This window comes from Pseudomonas sp. Con_6, from assembly GCF_059379395.1.
This window is the reverse complement of the sequence record NZ_CM182011.1, coordinates 5,391,565-5,408,153: the sequence shown is the minus strand read 5'-3', so window position 1 is coordinate 5,408,153 and position 16,589 is coordinate 5,391,565. Positions and strand designations below refer to the sequence as shown.

Genomic DNA, 16,589 nt, shown 5'->3' with positions numbered 1-16,589 from the left:
GAGGTCGGCCACGCATTGCGGACACGATCAAGGCCAGGAGATTCACCAGCCCGGCGGTACCGAGCGCATACGCCGAATAGACCGCTCCCTGCAGAGCAAGCTCGGCATGGGGGGCTTTGAAGATCGAGCCCAAGCCGTAGGCTGTGGCCAACGCTACGGAGCAGTTCGTGAGGTATAGGCAGAGCAAGCCTGCGAATTGAGATATGAGGGCAAAGCTCATGCTTGGCCCTCCTGCCTGTCCGCTGCAGGCACCAAGGCCTCTTGCCAGAGGCGAAGGGTCTCGCGTTCGTCTGCTGTCAAGGCAGCCAGGCCTACAGCTTCGGCCACTTTCTCCTGCAGGAGCCGCAGGCGTTCCTCAACCGATGAACCATCGTCATAAGCAAGGTGGCTGGTCAGGTCGCTGATCATGAAGTAGCGGAGTGATCTGACATTCCCGGCTCGGTGTTGCTCCACTGAATGCCCATGGAGCCGAGCAGGTGTCTTCAGCTCGTTTCTGATGTAAACGTTGAATTCAGAAGGGTTGTAGGAGGTGTTTAACTGCCGTGCACGATTCAGAATGAGTGCGGCTTTGATCGTCTCCAGCAGTTCTTCGTGAGTTTCGGTAGGCAAGGGGAACGTACGGGCTACCAGCTGTTTCGACTGAGCATCACGCGCATCTTGCCGGCGTTTCGTTTCTTTCTCGGAACGAACGCGCTTTTCCTTCGCATGGGTCACGTTGTGACCGATCGAATCAACGAGTTGTGCTGCACTACGCAGTAGCTCGCGCTGTTCAATGCTCAGAAGGTCACCGAGCGAACCGAGCAAGCCGGCACCCATCTTCCAACCGTTGGCTAGCTTGTGCAGGTCTCCAGACGCGGATGTCAGCTTTTTCTGGATGCCGCGTAACTCATTGGAGCTGTAGAGTTTCCCAATCCTGAGGACTTCATCGGCCGTGATCCCGGCCGCCTCGGTAATCGCGTGCTTACTCATCGCGGCGGGCCTCCTTGGCGATCTCGGCAACACGCTCTTCGGTCATTGCCTCGAAGCGGTCTTTCCATTCTGGGAACGCCTCGATAGCCAGGTTGCGGATGACGTTCAGCGCCGACGGCAACTTACGGTTCGACGGTTGACGATATTCAAGCCGATGCGCCGGCACGCCTTGGCTCGCGGCTTTCTTGAAGATGACGGCATCTGGAATGATCGATTGCAGGACGGTGTAGTCAGGGTTCCCGTCGAAAATTTCACGGACGGTGCGGTGGATCTCGCGCGCGTCAGCAGTTTCATCTAGGCCGTTGATGATGATGTTGATGTGGGGAATGGTGAGGCCGAGGCGTGCGTAACTGCGCAGGCCATCCATCATATGGATGGTCCCACGGCTGAATTCGCGCGCGGCCAACATGTTCGGGGGGAGGGGGGAGAGGATGATGTCGGATGCAAGAACGACCATCTCCAGCATCGCAGAGCGGGCGCCCTGGGTGTCAAAGAGGATGAGGTCGTAATCGGCATCGAAAGCCGACATCAGGTTGGCTAGTCGCAGTCTGCCATCAGGCGCCTGCAGTATGAGGTTGTTGAGCTGGTTGTTGGCGTCGTTCGAGATGATGACGTCGAGATTCTTGATCGACGTGCGGGAGATGATCTTGGCCGGGTCGGTCTCGTTGTACGACAGCAGCTCGAAAATGCCGCCAGGGGCGGTGTACTCCAGGGGGAAATAGGAGGATGCGGAAGGCTGGACGGGGTCCAGATCGATGAGGAGGGTGCGCAGCCCAGCGTCTGCAGTGAATGCCCCCAGATTGGTGGACCCGGTGGATTTACCGGTGCCGCCTTTGGTGGAAACCTTACCTGCTCGTCTTGCTTTCTTCGGATGTGTCATTGCCATGCCTCTAATGTGGATTTCATTAGAGGCTGCGTGCCTAGGCGCTGGAATGGTGCTTAAAACCCCTCCCTAGATGGAAATTTCGCCCTAGATCCCAATTGTCTTTTAACCAATTGGTCGTAGGTTCGAATCCTACACGACCCACCATATTCACAGCGGTTTAGTGAGTACTAGAGATCGGGCTTTATACGGTCATCTTTACTCTTTAAGCCGTATGTTGCGAACCATAGGCACGCAGCAGAGTGATTCAAATATGAAATAGCCCGCTACCGTAACCGGTCAGCGGGCTTTTTCGTTTTCGTGATCGACATATTCTTGCCTGGCACTATCGGCTGGCCTGCCAGGTCGATCCGCCCCTGGCGGGCAAGCCCGCCCACTGCATTTTTTCAGCGAACGATCTTGTCAACCTGGATCTTCAGCTTCTTGAGGCGGTACCAGAAGCTACGATCGGAAATACCAATTTTCTGCGCAGCTGCCGCCTGCACGCCATTGCTCTCTTGCAGCGCCGCGAGGATGTACGCCTTCTCCACTTCCGCCAGCGCAGCATCGAGGTCCCGGGGCAATCCCGAGCCTTCGCTGAGGATCGTGGCCACGTCGCCTTCCGCCGGCTGAGAGGCGAACAGGTACGCTGGCAAGTCGATGTCCTCGATCACTGGGCTCGAGGCCACGATGGTCGCCCGCTCGACGCAATTTTGCAGCTCGCGGATATTGCCCGGCCAGGCGTACGCCGCCATGGCCTGCAATGCTTCCGGGCTGAACCCGGTGATGCGTTTTCCGGCCGTGGCGCTCAGGGTCTGAGCAAAGTGTCGGGCCAGAGGGCCGATATCCTCCACCCGCTCGCGCAGCGCGGGCAACGGGATAGGAAACACGTTGAGGCGGTAGTAGAGGTCTTCGCGAAACTCCTTGTTGGCCACCGCGTCCAGCAGGTTCTTGTTAGTGGCCGCAATCACCCGCACGTCCACCTTGCGTTCACGCGGGTCGCCTACCGGCTCGATCACGCGCTCCTGCAAGGCCCGCAGAATCTTGGCCTGCAGCGCCAACGGCATATCGCCCACTTCGTCGAGAAACAACGTACCTTTGTCAGCTTGTTGAAAGCGTCCCACACGGTCTGCCACGGCGCCGGTAAATGCACCCTTGCGATGGCCGAACATTTCGCTTTCCAGCAAACCTTCCGGGATGGCCGCGCAGTTCACCGCCACAAACGGTTTGTCGGCACGGTTGCCGTGCTTGTGAATGGCACGGGCGACCATTTCCTTGCCGGTGCCGCTTTCGCCGGTCAGCAGGATGGTGGCGCTGCTGTCGCGCACCGAATCCACCGCTTGCAGCACCCGCCTGAAGGCCGGACTGTCGCCCACCAGGCTGTCAAATTGCGCATGCTCGTCCAGCTCGGCGCGCAGCCGCGCGTTGTCGCGCATGATGTCGCGAAACTGCAGGGCCTTGGCTACGGTGATATCCAGTTCGTCGATGTCGAATGGCTTGGCGATGTAGTCATAAGCGCCATTGCGCATCGACTGCACGGCGTTTTTCACCGTGCTGTAGGCAGTCATCACAATGACCGGAATGTTCGGGTAACGCTGTTTGACTTCCGCCAACAGCGCCGGCCCATCCATGCCGGGCATGCGCCAGTCGCTGATGACCAGGTCGATGTCTTCGGCCTCCAGCACCTTGAGCGCGTGCAGGCCGTTGCCGGCGGTGAACACTTGGATATCACCCTGGTTCAAGGCCGAGGACAGCAGGTCACAGAGCTTGGGCTCGTCGTCGACGACCAATACGTTATGCGTCATTAGCTTCCTCATCATCGCCGTCGTCTTCACCGTGGGCCGGAATGTACAGGCTGAAGGTGGCGCCGGCATCTTTCTCGCTGACACATTCGATACTGCCATCATGACTTTCCATGATCGAGAAGACTTTCGCCAGCCCTAGCCCCGTACCGGTGGCCTTGGTGGTGACGAATGGCGTGAAGATGCGTTCGATCATGTCGGCCGGGATGCCCTGGCCGGTGTCGGAAATGCTGATGACGGTGTAGTCGTCCACGCTGCTGATGCCCAGGGTCAGGTGTCCGCCTTCGGGCATTGCATCAATGGCATTGAGAATCAGGTTCAGGCACGCCTGCTTGAGCTGTTTGGCATCGGCATACAGCTTGGCACCCGGTGCCCGGTCGTCGATCCGGGCGTCGATATTGTGAATGGCAAGCTCGGGGCCGCAGAACCCGAGAATCTCGTCCACCAGAGGACGCGCCGGTTGCAGGCTGCGTAGCGGCGCACTGGGCTTGGCGAAGTCGAGGAACTCGGTGATCAGGTCATTGATACGGCTGACCTCGCTCACAACGTATTCCAGGTGACGTTTGTCGGTCTCTGCCAGATCCGCCCGGCGATGCAGTAATTGGGTGGCGGTCTTGATGATGCCCAGCGGGTTGCGGATTTCGTGGGCCAGGCCCATCGCCACTTCACCCAGCGCATGCAGACGATCACGACGGCGCAACTGGGCTTCCAGGTGATGCAGTTCGCCCAGGCGCTCGGTCATGTGGTTGAACGTTGTGCTCAACTGCGCCAGTTCGTCACCACCGCTCACGGCGACACGGTGCTGGTAGTTACCGGAAATCACCGCGCTAACGCCCTGGGACAAATCACGCAATGGCAAGGTAAGGCGCTGGGAAACCAGTACGCCCGCGCCCAGGGACAGCGCCGAGCTGAGCAAAAAGATCAACACGAACAGGTTGCTCTGGTTCACCAGCCCCACCAGGCTGGTGTGACGCAGCAAGCCGCTGAAAATCACGCCTTGCAGCTCGCCGCTGTCATTGAAGATTGGCCAGTACAGTCCGCTGTAATTGTTGGTGAACTGCTCGCTCGGCGCGCGAGTGCTGCGCAACGCCGCTTCGACTTTACTCGGGATACGCGTGGGGTGGTCTTCAAAACTCTGGGTGGAGAAAATCTCCGAGAAACCGTTGGGATTGGCCAGGTACAGGCGCAGATCCAGCGAGTGCACATCGGCCACGCTGGTCAGAAAGCTGCTGTCCAGATAGGTGGCAACCAGCAGCATGTAGTCGACCCCTTCCTGGCTCGTCTCGAAGGTGGACACCACCACGCCCGTGTTCACGCCGGCCACCTGCACCGTTTGCAGTACGGCGTTACTGGCCAGGCTGATTTGCTTGATGATGTCGTCAGGCGCATTGCTGAACACCACCTTGTGGTCACTGCTGCGGATAAGCGCGACCACGTCGATGTCGGTAGCGGCAGCGATGTCGGCGGTGAGCCGGTCGTGCCTGGTGGCCTGGCGCGACGACGGCGGCTTGGTGTAGCGCAGGAACAACTGCGCCACGCGGGCATTGTCGTGGAGGATTTCGCCAATCTCGTCCTTGACGATCTTGGTCGATTCTTGCAGCCAGATGCGCACGTTGCTGTCGAAAATCTGCGATAGCGTGCTGGCGGCCAGTTCGGCGGCGATCATGGTCGGGACCACACTGACCAGCCAGAATGCCAGCACCAGCTTACGCTGGACACTCCAGCGCGAAATGGCAAAAGGGCGGGCTTTTGGGCGGTTCTTGTTGATCATCAGGTTTCGCTTATCGCAGCAGCCATGGCAGGGTCGGATCGGTCCGGCCGGAAGAACATTTTGGCCACCGCCAGCACGCGGTTGACCAGCCAGTTGCGGTGGCAGAAAAACATGCTGTTGCCCTGGAACCGACAGCCCAGGCGCAACTTGCTGGCATATCCGGCCTGACCGCATTCATACACCGGAATGTCGTTCTGAATACAGTAGTCAACATTGGTCAGCCAACTGCGGAAATACAGGTTGTATTCACGACTGAGCTCCAGGTCGTGACCGAAAAACTTGTCGATCAGCCGGTCCTGGTTCAACAGGATCAGGTTGAACGCCACCAGTTGGTCGTCCACCCAGTACAAAACACAGGCCGCACGCTCCTGCAACCCTTCAAGGATACCGGTGAAGTAGCCCACAGGCAGCCGCTCGAATTGCAGCTCTGCACGGGCCAGCGTGGCGTCATAAAGGCGCATGATTTGCGGCAGCACATCATCGATGTTGCGCCGCCATTCCACCCTTGGTCCCGGGGAGCGCAGTTTGCGGCGCAGGTCCTTGCGGGTGGATTTGCCCAGTGAACCCAGATAGGCGTCCACCGAGTCGAAAGGCATGGGCAACATTGCCGAAGGCAGGCTGGGCATGCTTTGAAAACCTGCCGCCTGACAGCTGTTGGCCCATTGTTCATCGTGGGTCGGCGCATCCTTGACCGCCAGCAGACCGATGCCGAACCCGTCCGCATCGCGGCGGGCAGCGGCAAGCAGTTCCATCAACAGGGCCTGGCGCTGTTCGTGGGGCACGTGGCTGGCCGTTCCGGCATTGCACTGTTCGGCCACCGGCGAACCAATGGCGTAGAGTCCCAGTTGCAAGGCGCCCGGCCACACCCGTTGCAAGCGCTCGGTAAAGCGCTTGCCCACGCCCGACAACGTAGTGTCGAGGCGGTAGTTGGTGATAAAGGCCGGTGCGACCGCAACCAGCGTGGCATCGTCGAACACCGCCAGGTAGCGCCACTGGAAATCGTCGATCGCGGCGTTTTCCACGGCCACGTAATAGTCCCAGTTCTCCAGTGCGCCGGGGAAACAGTCGTTCCAGACACAGCGTTCGATAGCCCGGATGGACGAGAAGGCTTGGGCGGTAATCACGTGTGGATCCTTAGGCTCACGCCAACTGTCGCAATGCTTCGGGAACAGGCGCCGGGCGCACGTGCTGCAGGACAAACTCGGCGCTCAGCTCGATCACGCGGCGGTATTGCAGGTCGACGGTGATCATGTGGTAGCAGTTGTCGAGCAGGACCTTGGTGACCTGTCCGCCCAGATGGCGCTCCACGTAATCGGCATTCCAGCGGCTGGTGATGTCGTCCTCGATGGAGTGCAGCACCAGCGCAGGCGTCTTGATCTTCGGCATGAGCTTTTTCACCACGGCGTTCATCCGGTGCAACTCGCGCACCGTGATGCCTTCCATGGTCAGAAGCCCGGCCTGGCTGCTCTCACCTTCCTTCATCTGGCGCTCGACGATCGCCCGCAGGCGCTCGTTCTTGATGCCATACGGCGGTTTTTCCTCGAAGCTGCAAATGTGCACGCCGAACGGAATCTTCATCAACAAAGGTGTGAGAAACGCCAGTTTGTGGATGCTCCAGCCGTCGTACTTCAAGGTGGTGGAATACATCAGCAAGCCCGTGACCTGCCCGGGGAACTGCGACGCCACGTACATGGACATCACGGCCCCCATCGACAGGCCACCGACAAACACCTGTTCGTGGCGCTGTTTCACGCCCACGAAGGTTTTGCGCACGCCTTCGTACCAGTCCTGCCAGCCGGTGGCCTGCAGGTCGCTGTTGTCCCCGCAGTGCCCGGCCAGGGTCGGCACGTACACCGTGCAGTTGCCCTCTTTGGCCAGGCCCTGGGCCACCCGACGCAATTCTGTCGGGGTGCCGGTCAGGCCGTGGATCAACAGGATCCCGACCGGACCTTCGCCGAGAACGAAGCCAGCATCACCTTCACCGAGGTCGATCCCAGTGATGTTCACCGGTTGGTCGCCCGAACCAGCAGTTGCTCGAGCAGCTTGAGTCCCAGATCGATTTCCGGGTAGCTGATTTCCAGCGACGGTGCCAGGGTGATCACGTTCTTGTAGTAGCCGCCCACGTCGAGGATCAGGCCCAGTTTCTGGCCGTCCACGATCATGTCGCCCTTCATGCCTTCCTCGACCATGTAGTCCAGGGTGGCCTTGTCCGGCGTGAAGCCGTCCGGTGCGCAGATTTCGCAGCGCAGGGCCAGGCCCAGGCCATCGACGTCGCCGATGATCGGGAAGCGCTTCTGCAGGTCCTGCAGACCTTCCAGGAAATATTTGCCCTTGGCCATGACCATCGCACCGTAGTCGACTTCGTTGGTCATCTTGAACATTTCCAGGCCCACGGCTGTACCCAGCGGGTTGGAAGCGAACGTGGAGTGGGTGGAGCCTGGCGGGAACACCTTCGGATTGATCAGTTCTTCACGGGCCCAGATGCCGCCCAGCGGGTTCAGGCCGTTGGTCAGCGCCTTGCCGAAGACGATCACGTCCGGTTGCACGTCAAAGTGTTCGATGGACCACAGTTTGCCGGTACGGTAGAAGCCCATCTGGATTTCGTCGGACACCAGCAGGATCCCGTGTTGATCCAGCACGTGCTTGAGTTCGCGGTAGAAGTTCATCGGCGGAATCACGTAGCCGCCGGTGCCCTGGATCGGCTCGACATAAAACGCGGCGTATTCGCTGGCGCCGACTTTCGGGTCCCACACACCGTTGTATTCAGTCTCGAACAGGCGGGCGAACTGCTTCACGCAGTAGCTGCCGTACTCTTCCTTGGTCATGCCTTTGGGGCCGCGGAAGTGGTACGGGAACGGGATGAACTGCGCACGCTCACCGAAGTGACCGTAGCGGCGACGGTAGCGGTAGCTCGATGTGATCGAGGACGCGCCCAGCGTACGGCCGTGGTAGCCGCCTTCGAAGGCGAACATCAGGCTCTTGCCGTTGGAGGCGTTACGTACCACCTTCAACGAGTCTTCGATGGACTGCGAGCCGCCCACGTTGAAGTGCACGCGACCGTCCAGGCCGAATTTCTTCTTGGCGTCGACAGCGATCATTTCCGACAGCTCGATCTTGCCTTTGTGCAGGTACTGGCTGGCGATTTGCGGCAGGGTGTCGATCTGCTGTTTCAGCGCGTTGTTCAGGCGCGGGTTGGCGTAGCCGAAGTTGACGGCCGAATACCACATTTGCAGGTCGAGGTAGGCCTGGTCTTCGGTGTCCCATACATAGGAGCCTTCGCAACGGCTGAAAATGCGTGGCGGCTCGATGTAGTGAACGGTGTCGCCGTAGGAGCAGTACTTGGCTTCTTTGTCGAGAAGCACCTGGTCTTCTGCGGTAGCGATACGGGTATCAGACATGGCGGAAAAGGTCCTGAGTGTCGGAAGAGGTGTTGAAGGAAGTGGCGTTGGCAGCCATGCCCTGAGGCAGCCTGGCTAGCAACGCGGGCAATTCGTCAAAGTTGTCGAAGCGCAGGTGCGGGAGATTGTTGGCCTCGCAATACTTGGCCAGGCTGCCCTTGGCAAAGACGAAGTCGGCTGTGGAAGCTACGCACATGTCGGATTTGCCATCGCCAATCACCAGAACGCGCTTGTTGCGCGGGGTGGATTTGCACTTGCAGTTGCCGGACGCAGAGCGGCAGGCGTCGCTGGAGTACGGAAAGTCGAGGCGCCAGCTGTTGTGGTCGAGCTGGCGCAGGCGGTTGGCGAGGATCGGCAACAGGGTCACGTAGTTGCGCGAAAGAATCCGCGCGATGCCCTGCTCGATGCCGTCGCTGACCACTTCGATGGAAGCTCCCAGGCCTAGCACGTGGTCGACGAAGTCAGGGAACCCTGGGTCTATCTCGACGCTGTCGAAGTACTCCAGCAGCTCGGCCGGAGTGGCCTTGACGAGTGCCAGTTGGCGGCTCAGGCATTCGCGTGACCCGAGGTGCCCGTCCAGCCATTCCTGTTCGATGACTTCCCACTCGGGGTCGGCGAAGCGTTGGAGGACGTTGTCGATGACGTCGGTGGGGGTGATGGTCCCATCGAAGTCACACACGATATGCCACTGAATCATCTGTGTTTACCTTGAAGAGGAGCGCGCTGTTGCGCTTGCAGCAGGGGGTGGAGCATGGAGTGTGCCAAGTGCATGAAGCCCGCCGGGGCTGGGGGTTTGGGAGGGGATTGCGGAGAAATGTGTCGGCGCAGCTACAATTTTTGTAGGTCGCTACAAACAACATGAGTGCTTGCGCACCTGCGGACGTTTGAGCATTTATGCGCGCATACCTAATCAAGGATCATCTTTCATGTTCAGGATCACCTGTGCTGCGTTGGCCGGTTTGCTTGGCCTGTGGGGCTTTTCAACGGCAGCCGAAGCCGAACCGATTACCGGCGAGGTGGGCGCCGGGGTCAGCTATCAACCCCGTGAGCCCACCGGCAGTCGCTACGAGACCGCTGCGGTGCCCTACCTGGATCTGGACTGGGGCGACGTCAGCCTCAGCACCGACGACGGCCTGACCTGGAGCGTTTTGAACAGCAACGGTTTCAGCGCCGGACCCTTCATCAACTATGTACCGGGACGTACAGCAAACGGCGCGCTGGCCGGGCTGCGCGACGTATCGAGCATGGCCGAGGTGGGCGGCTTCGTGCAGTACGCACCAGCCGATTTCTGGCGGGTGTATGCACAGGTGGGCCAGGCCATTGGTGGTGGACATGGGCAGGGCGGTGTGCTGGGCAAGATCGGCGGCGAGCTGGGCTACCCGCTGGGCGCCGGAATCATCGGCAGTAGCGAGCTGGCCGCGCATTTTGCCGACGCTCGCCAGAACCAGACCTACTTCGGGGTGGACGACAACGAGGCGGCGGCCTCACAGTTCCGGGCCTACAACGCCAGCGCGGGTTTTCAGAACCTGACGCTGACGCAAAGCTTCGAGTTTCCGCTGGCGCCCAAATGGTCGCTGCTGACCAGCGCCAGTTGGACCCATCTGGTGGGCTCGGCGGCCAACAGCAGCATCGTCAAGGAGTCCGGCGAGGTGAACCAGGGCCAGGTGCAAACCGCGATCAGTTACAAATTCGACTGACCGTCAAACACTGGTCTGAGCTTTGCAATAGCCCCCTGGAATCCATTTCTTCAGGACGCTATTCATGGCTCGCCCCGCTTACCGCTTGCTCGCCCATTCGTTGTGGGACCTGATCCCCATCGCAATGGGCCTGGCGCATTTCGCGTTTGTCATCTGGTTGGTCACGGCTTTCCACAGCCTGTCCTGGTGGGCACTGGTGCCACTGGCGCTGGTGTACGCCGTCAGTCTGTCGTGGAGCATCAACAGCATTTCTCACAATCAGATTCACAATGCCTATTTTCCGCAGAAGAGCCTGAACCGTGCGTTCGACCTTCTGCTGTCGGTCACCATCGGGTTTTCGCAAACCCTCTACCGCGATATCCACAACCGCCACCATCGCGGCAACGCTGACTTGCCGGGGCCGGACGGCAAAACCATCGACCCGCTGTCAATCTATCAGCGCGGCAAAAATGGCCAGCCGGAAAACCCGTGGGCCTACACGTTCCTGAGCTTTTTCCGCGACGATCCAAAGCCGTTCTATGACGAAATGAAGCGCAAGCGCCCGGCCGACGCACGCTGGGTCAAGGTTGAAATCGTCGTGACCGTGGTTTTCTACATCGCGCTGACGTTCTATAACTGGCAAGCGGTGTTGTGGTTGCTGCCGTTCTGGTACCTGGGCCAGAGCCTGTCATCGCTCAACGGCTTCTACGAGCACTACCAGGGCAACCCGGACGTGCCGATTGCCTGGGGCGTAAGCTCCTACAGCGTGTTGTACAACCTGATCTGGATGAACAACGGCTACCATGCCGAGCATCACTACCGGCCCAAGATGCACTGGACCAAAATGAAGGCGTTCCACCGCGAAATCGCCCAGCAGCAGCGTGAGGCCGGCGTGAAAGTGCTGCCGGTGTCCCACGGCCTGGGCTTTTTGGTCGCCCACCGCAAATCTTGATCCCGAAACCGTTCCTTGCACTGCGCAGGCTTGACCCACCAGGGACAAGCCTGCGCAGTGCAAACACGCGGGTCAGTTCTCCTCGCCCTCGGCGAGCAGCGCAATCCCACCGATAATCACCGCCACGCCCACCCAGTGCAGCAGGCTGATGTGTTCGCCCAGGCCAAGCCAGGAACCGAGCAGCACCACTACAAACACCAGCGAGCTGAGCGGAAAGGCCAGCGAGAGGCTGCTGCGGCGCAGAATCAGCATCCACACGAAGAACGCGCCGATATAGCTGCCGATCGCCGCCAGAATGCCAGGGTTGCGCATCACTTGCGCAAGCCACTGCAGGCTGAAATCCATCTGGCCGATCTGGTCGCCCGCTATTTTGGTGAACAGTTGCCCCGCGCTTTCCGTAGTGATCAGCAAAGCCCACAAAATCACCGTCCCCAGCCGCCCGTGCAGCCAGCCCTCCTGACGCTCTACCGTTACATTTTCCAGATTCATGCTTGAGTTCCTGCAATAGCCACCAGCATCACGCCAGCTGTAATCACAAGCGTGCCCATCCAGCGTCGACGGCTGACTGTCTCGCCCAGCACCACTTTGCCTGCCAGCACCACACCCACATACGCCAGCGCCGCCGACGGAAACAACAGGCTCAATGGCGCACGGGACAAGGCTTCCAGCCACACGAAAAATTCCACCGCATAGGCGCCGATCCCGGCCCACAGCAGAGGCGCACTCAACACTTGGCCCCAGAAGACGTTCAGGCGAAAACCGCCCTCCAGCTCCGGCAGGCGGTCCAGGCCGATCTTGAAACATAGCTGGCCGATCACATCGAGCACGATGGAAAAGGCCACCAGCAACACCACGATCAGGGTCACGGAAACAGCTCCTCGAACAGATTGATCAACGCCTCGTTGGTTGCGGCGTTGCGCAGCAAATCCTCTTCGTTCCAGCGTTCGGCGGGCGGCTGGTCGGACCTGGCCTCCCAGCGCTTGAGCGCATTGCTGAAGGCCGGGCGGGCGAATTCGCCACACACGTCAATGCCGATGATGCGTTTGCGCGCGGCCAGTGCCCGTAGCGCCTCCAGCAGATGGGTCAGGCGCATGCCGCCCTGATCCCAGTTGGTGGCGGCGTCCTCGCTGGCCAGCACGTCCTTGTCGATGGTGATCCAGATGGCCTTTGTGGGCAGGCTGGCGATCATCTGGTCAAGGAAAGCCGTCCAGTCCAGGTCCGCCAGGTTGCACCAGTGCAGGTGATCTTCCTGTTGCCGGTGCCCGGCGCCGTCGCCGATGCGGCCCCAGACTTTCGACGGCGCGTGCTGCCAGGGAAACAGTTGTAGATCCCCACGCTTGAGCGCTGCGAGATTGCCGCCACGCAATTGCGGGTTGTGCAGGTCTTCGCTGCATGGGCCCAGGGTGACGATGCGTCTGATCGCTGGCATCTTCAGGGCACGGTTGACCCACGAACCACAGTGGCGCTTGGGCGCAAACCGCACCCAGTCGGGGTGATTGTCGAAGTGGATCAGGCTGACGGGCTCTTTCAGGTCAGCCAGAAAGGCCGGGGTCAGGTGGTGATAATCACCTGAGCCAACAAAGATGATTTCCGGACGCGCGCCCGTGGAGGGTGGCCGCAAGGCCAGGCGCTCGGCAAAGCGCTTCCAGGTTTTTTCGGTGGACCACAGGCGCAATCCGGGACCCAGGTCGAGCAGGTCCAGGCGTGTGGCCTGGCCGCAGGCAAGACGTTTGGCAATCGGTGCCTGCTCGGTGAGGCTGTGATCGAGGTCAAGAATATACAAGGAAATATTTCACCTCTTGGCAGACCCGTCCGTACACCAGGTTCATCACACATGAACGCTGGCCGAACGGGCTTTCGAGGGTGAATGCAAGGGACGGGCCAGGGACTAGCCGCGGGCCTCGCTGATGATCTGGCGGATGGCGCCCACAAAGGCTTCGGCAGGTTGCCCACCGCTGACGGCGTACTGGTCGTTGAACACAATCGTCGGCACCGAACTCACCCCGCGCGACACCCACAACTGTTCCTGCTCACGGACTTCGCTAGCGTACTCATCCGAGCCCAGGATGGCTTCGGCGCGCTGACGGTCCAGGCCCACGCTTTCGGCCAGCGTCGCCAGGGTGGCGTGGTCGGACGGGTTCTGCTGGTCGGTGAAATATGCTTTGAACAGCGCTTCCTTGAGGTTGAACTGCAAGCCTTCGAGCCCTGCCCAGTGCAGCAGGCGGTGCGCGTCGAAGGTGTTGTAGATACGGCTTTGGCCGTCAGTGCGAAAGGCAAAACCGACGCTGGCCCCCATATCGCGGATACGTGCGCGGTTGGCCTGGGACTGTTCGGCTGTAGAGCCGTACTTCTCAGTGAGGTGTTCGGTGATGTTCTGGCCTTCGGGCTCCATGTCAGGGTTCAGCTCGAAGGGCTGGAAATGAATCTCGGCCTGCACCTCGGCGCCCAGCCGGTCCAGGGCTTCGCTGAGGCCGCGCAGGCCGATGACGCACCAAGGGCACGACACATCGCTGACAAAATCGATTTTCAGAGCAGTACTCATGGCGATCAACTCGCAATGTAAAGTCGCCACCATACACCCTCGCAACTCCTTTGCGAGCGCCTGGGTATCCCTTCAGGACCTCTAGGGCTGGGCACGACACCATTTCGAAGGACACAAGATTTGCAAGGATCGTATGGAGGCGGGTTTCCCGGCTCTCATAATGTTCGCATTGCGTTCTCGATCTCTCGGTACTAGCACGCTGTCACTGATGTACGGACACCTGGTTGCGCCCGCCCTTCTTCGATGCATACAACGCCTGGTCCGCCCAGGCGATCAGGTCGGCATGGCTATCGGACGGCTGGCTGAGGTCGGCGACACCGAGGCTGATGGTGAAGCGGATGCTCTGTCCCTCGTGAACCACTTCCAGCGCCTCGATGGCCTTGCGCAGGCGCTCGGCGAATGCTACTGCGCCATGTTTGTCGGTGTCAGACAGCACTACGCCGAATTCCTCGCCACCGTAACGCCCGGCCACGTCAGTATCGCGTACGTACTGCCGCAGCATTGCGGCGACCTGCTCGATGACCTTGTCACCGGCCTGGTGACCGTAGGTGTCGTTGATGCGCTTGAAGTGATCGATGTCGAACATCACCAGGCTGGTGTGGTTGCCATGGCGCTGATGACGGGCATAGGCAACCTTGAGGCTATCTTCCCAGTGTCCGCGGTTGTACAGCCCGGTCAGGCGGTCGGTGCTCGACAGCTTCTGCAACTGCGCATTGGCCGACTGCAGCATGTGGCGGTTGGTGGCGACGTCGGTCACGTCGTAGATCACCAGGCAGTAGTGGCTGATGCTGCTGTCGGTGGAGCGCAGCGGGAACAGTGTGGTGTTCTGGTACATGAAGTCTTCCTGCCCGGTGATCGGCTGGTAGTTCTTGAACCGCACCAGATACGGGCGTTGTTCCCACACTGTAAATGCTGGCGTACCGAGCGTGGCCACGCTGTCCAGCTTGCGCTGAAACCATTCGCGGTTGACCTCGGGAAACAGCTCGAAGAACGAGCGACTATTGGCATCCTTCGGCGCGACACCTGAGCGGTTCTCCATGAAGGTGTTCCAGACCTGCACGCAATAGTCGCGATCGAGCACCACGACGCCGACATCGATGCTCTGCACGATCGCCAGCAGCCAGTGGAACTCGGTCAGATCAAGGGGTTTGTTCATGGGTCAGGTCATCAGGTACGCGAGTTTATGGGTCAGTCGTTCGATGGAGTCTTCGGTGAACAGCAACAGCAGGTCGAAGCTGATGTCATGGCCTTCGAGGCCGTAGCTGATCTCCACCGCCAGGGTCTTCTTCCAGCGCTGCTGGTTGACCCTGATCAGCTCTTCGATGTTGGCGTGCTGCCCGAGTATCTGCGGGTGACACTGGGAGAACACCACGTCGACCTGTTCGGCGATGCTCGCCAGGCAGGCGCCGATGAGGATACTGGACAGGTCGAGGAGCATTTCCAGGTCGGAGGACTGGCTGCTCTGATGTTTCATCAGTCGCGCCATGCTGGCGATTTCCGAATCGTGGAACATCAGTAGCGCCTCACCGGCGATGCCGCCACCGATGAAGCCTTGGCACACTGCGGTCAGCCGCTGACAGCGTCCCGCGTCAGCCAGGGCCATGTGCAGTTCTCCGACTTCGAGTACGTTGACGTTCGGTACCGGTAGTTGCACGAAGACTCCAAGCACCTTGGCGATCAGCGCAGCGGCGCGGCCCATGGCGACGTTGGCGGTCTCGCGGAATACCTCGTTGAAGCTGACGTGGGCGCTGGTCTGTGGACGATGGCTGTGCGCCGCGGCACCGCCCAGGCTCATCAGACCCAGGCGGTCGAGGGTCTGGCGCAGTTCGTCTTTTTCGAAGGGTTTCTTCAGGAAGGCCAGGGCGCCGAGTTCCTGCACGCGGCGCAAGGCTTCCTGTTGGACGTCCCCCGAGATAACGATGACGTTGGTCTTCAGACCTTCCTCGCGCAGGGCGTGAAGCACCTGGTAGCCGTCCATTTCCGGCATGTTCAGGTCAAGGACGACGACCTGGCCCAGGCCCTTGCGCACAGCTTCCATGCATTGGTGGCCATTGCTGGCCTCGGTGATCGACACCGGCCAGTCGGGCGGTAGCGCCCGCAGAACCTGCTTGCGGGCAACGGTGGAGTCGTCACATACGGTTAGGGTAGTCACTGACACAAATCATGGCTCGTTAGCTGGAGGTGCGGGATGATTTCATTATGCCATAGCCGTACAAAGACTACGCTTACTACCTCAGGGAAACACTGAGCGTAAAAGCGGATCAAGCCCGGAAAACCCTGATCTGCGTCAGGGAAAGTCTTAAAGCGTGTCGCGAGATAAAGTCATGCACAGTTCATACTCATTTCGCGAAATTTTAATGAAATCCATAAAATTTTCCCCGCATCGTTGATTCGCGCCAGTTTTCGATCGGCCACTGTGCCGCAGCCGAATGTCCTCTGCCAGACTGCTGTCGTCGCCAGACAGGTACTCAGGGAATCCCTGACCTGCAGGAAACGTGCAAGAACGCCAGATGAAACGTTTCGTCAATTTGTCGGAACGAGACTTCTGCTGCTGTCAGAGCGACATCAAGCAGTGGTATGTTTCTTTCCAGAATGAAGTCGAAATAGTGGATTGATC

At 59.8% G+C, this 16,589-nt stretch carries 16 protein-coding genes; 2 read left to right on the top strand and 14 right to left on the bottom strand.

The window, feature by feature from the left end:
* Window positions 1–216 precede the first annotated feature (216 nt).
* The 8 genes from AC5QPF_RS24150 to AC5QPF_RS24115 all read right to left on the bottom strand — a co-directional run bounded on the left by AC5QPF_RS24150 (window position 217) and on the right by AC5QPF_RS24115 (window position 9,499).
* Window positions 217–969: a hypothetical protein gene (locus AC5QPF_RS24150; protein ID WP_110968472.1), complete on the bottom strand. Its 753-nt coding sequence runs from the start codon at window positions 967–969 to the stop codon at window positions 217–219.
* Window positions 962–1,849, bottom strand: a complete 888-nt coding sequence (locus tag AC5QPF_RS24145; RefSeq protein ID WP_494960233.1) for an AAA family ATPase — start codon at window positions 1,847–1,849, stop codon at window positions 962–964. The genes AC5QPF_RS24150 and AC5QPF_RS24145 overlap by 8 nt, the downstream gene beginning before the upstream one ends.
* A gap of 389 nt (window positions 1,850–2,238) precedes the next feature.
* Window positions 2,239–3,636 (bottom strand): sigma 54-interacting transcriptional regulator, encoded by a 1,398-nt coding sequence (locus AC5QPF_RS24140; RefSeq protein ID WP_494960232.1) that lies wholly within the window; start codon window positions 3,634–3,636, stop codon window positions 2,239–2,241.
* On the bottom strand, window positions 3,626–5,404 hold the full coding sequence (locus AC5QPF_RS24135) for an ATP-binding protein (RefSeq protein ID WP_494960231.1): 1,779 nt from the start codon (window positions 5,402–5,404) through the stop codon (window positions 3,626–3,628). Before AC5QPF_RS24135 ends, AC5QPF_RS24140 begins: the two co-directional genes overlap by 11 nt.
* Complete coding sequence (locus AC5QPF_RS24130; RefSeq protein ID WP_494960230.1) at window positions 5,404–6,528, bottom strand: GNAT family N-acetyltransferase; 1,125 nt, start codon at window positions 6,526–6,528, stop codon at window positions 5,404–5,406. The genes AC5QPF_RS24135 and AC5QPF_RS24130 overlap by 1 nt, the downstream gene beginning before the upstream one ends.
* 16 nt (window positions 6,529–6,544) lie before the next feature.
* The gene (locus AC5QPF_RS24125) at window positions 6,545–7,411 is read right to left on the bottom strand and encodes an alpha/beta fold hydrolase (protein ID WP_494960229.1); all 867 of its coding nucleotides are present in this window, start codon (window positions 7,409–7,411) and stop codon (window positions 6,545–6,547) included.
* The gene (locus AC5QPF_RS24120) at window positions 7,408–8,802 is read right to left on the bottom strand and encodes an aminotransferase class III-fold pyridoxal phosphate-dependent enzyme (protein WP_494960228.1); all 1,395 of its coding nucleotides are present in this window, start codon (window positions 8,800–8,802) and stop codon (window positions 7,408–7,410) included. The genes AC5QPF_RS24125 and AC5QPF_RS24120 overlap by 4 nt, the downstream gene beginning before the upstream one ends.
* On the bottom strand, window positions 8,795–9,499 hold the full coding sequence (locus AC5QPF_RS24115; RefSeq protein WP_494960227.1) for an MtnX-like HAD-IB family phosphatase: 705 nt from the start codon (window positions 9,497–9,499) through the stop codon (window positions 8,795–8,797). The genes AC5QPF_RS24120 and AC5QPF_RS24115 overlap by 8 nt, the downstream gene beginning before the upstream one ends.
* Window positions 9,500–9,728: 229 nt before the next feature.
* Between AC5QPF_RS24115 and AC5QPF_RS24110 the strand changes: the two genes are divergently transcribed.
* Window positions 9,729–10,499, top strand: coding sequence for a MipA/OmpV family protein (locus AC5QPF_RS24110; RefSeq protein ID WP_494960226.1), 771 nt, complete (start codon window positions 9,729–9,731; stop codon window positions 10,497–10,499).
* A gap of 64 nt (window positions 10,500–10,563) precedes the next feature.
* Window positions 10,564–11,430 (top strand): fatty acid desaturase, encoded by an 867-nt coding sequence (locus AC5QPF_RS24105; RefSeq protein WP_494960225.1) that lies wholly within the window; start codon window positions 10,564–10,566, stop codon window positions 11,428–11,430.
* A 72-nt stretch (window positions 11,431–11,502) separates the two neighbouring features.
* On the opposite strand, the gene AC5QPF_RS24100 is transcribed toward AC5QPF_RS24105, so the two are convergent.
* The 6 genes from AC5QPF_RS24100 to AC5QPF_RS24075 all read right to left on the bottom strand — a co-directional run bounded on the left by AC5QPF_RS24100 (window position 11,503) and on the right by AC5QPF_RS24075 (window position 16,130).
* The gene (locus AC5QPF_RS24100; RefSeq protein ID WP_494960224.1) at window positions 11,503–11,919 is read right to left on the bottom strand and encodes a DMT family transporter; all 417 of its coding nucleotides are present in this window, start codon (window positions 11,917–11,919) and stop codon (window positions 11,503–11,505) included.
* Entirely contained in the window at window positions 11,916–12,296 is a 381-nt protein-coding gene (locus tag AC5QPF_RS24095; protein ID WP_494960223.1) for a DMT family transporter, read from the bottom strand. Before AC5QPF_RS24095 ends, AC5QPF_RS24100 begins: the two co-directional genes overlap by 4 nt.
* Window positions 12,293–13,213 (bottom strand): arginase family protein, encoded by a 921-nt coding sequence (locus AC5QPF_RS24090; protein WP_494960222.1) that lies wholly within the window; start codon window positions 13,211–13,213, stop codon window positions 12,293–12,295. Before AC5QPF_RS24090 ends, AC5QPF_RS24095 begins: the two co-directional genes overlap by 4 nt.
* 105 nt (window positions 13,214–13,318) lie before the next feature.
* Window positions 13,319–13,972 (bottom strand): DsbA family protein, encoded by a 654-nt coding sequence (locus AC5QPF_RS24085; RefSeq protein ID WP_494960221.1) that lies wholly within the window; start codon window positions 13,970–13,972, stop codon window positions 13,319–13,321.
* Window positions 13,973–14,174: 202 nt separating this feature from the next.
* The gene (locus tag AC5QPF_RS24080) at window positions 14,175–15,128 is read right to left on the bottom strand and encodes a diguanylate cyclase (protein ID WP_494960220.1); all 954 of its coding nucleotides are present in this window, start codon (window positions 15,126–15,128) and stop codon (window positions 14,175–14,177) included.
* Between the two features lie 3 nt (window positions 15,129–15,131).
* Window positions 15,132–16,130, bottom strand: coding sequence for a response regulator (locus AC5QPF_RS24075; RefSeq protein ID WP_494960219.1), 999 nt, complete (start codon window positions 16,128–16,130; stop codon window positions 15,132–15,134).
* Between the last annotated feature and the right edge of the window lie 459 nt (window positions 16,131–16,589).

Coding starts and splice junctions, on each gene's coding strand:
- AC5QPF_RS24135 (WP_494960231.1), bottom strand. CDS start 5,404: ATGATCAACAAGAACCGCCCAAAAGCCCGCCCTTTTGCCATTTCGCGC.
- AC5QPF_RS24085 (WP_494960221.1), bottom strand. CDS start 13,972: ATGAGTACTGCTCTGAAAATCGATTTTGTCAGCGATGTGTCGTGCCCT.
- AC5QPF_RS24105 (WP_494960225.1), top strand. CDS start 10,564: ATGGCTCGCCCCGCTTACCGCTTGCTCGCCCATTCGTTGTGGGACCTG.
- AC5QPF_RS24150 (WP_110968472.1), bottom strand. CDS start 969: ATGAGTAAGCACGCGATTACCGAGGCGGCCGGGATCACGGCCGATGAA.
- AC5QPF_RS24110 (WP_494960226.1), top strand. CDS start 9,729: ATGTTCAGGATCACCTGTGCTGCGTTGGCCGGTTTGCTTGGCCTGTGG.
- AC5QPF_RS24115 (WP_494960227.1), bottom strand. CDS start 9,499: ATGATTCAGTGGCATATCGTGTGTGACTTCGATGGGACCATCACCCCC.
- AC5QPF_RS24120 (WP_494960228.1), bottom strand. CDS start 8,802: ATGTCTGATACCCGTATCGCTACCGCAGAAGACCAGGTGCTTCTCGAC.
- AC5QPF_RS24080 (WP_494960220.1), bottom strand. CDS start 15,128: ATGAACAAACCCCTTGATCTGACCGAGTTCCACTGGCTGCTGGCGATC.
- AC5QPF_RS24100 (WP_494960224.1), bottom strand. CDS start 11,919: ATGAATCTGGAAAATGTAACGGTAGAGCGTCAGGAGGGCTGGCTGCAC.
- AC5QPF_RS24145 (WP_494960233.1), bottom strand. CDS start 1,849: ATGACACATCCGAAGAAAGCAAGACGAGCAGGTAAGGTTTCCACCAAA.
- AC5QPF_RS24140 (WP_494960232.1), bottom strand. CDS start 3,636: ATGACGCATAACGTATTGGTCGTCGACGACGAGCCCAAGCTCTGTGAC.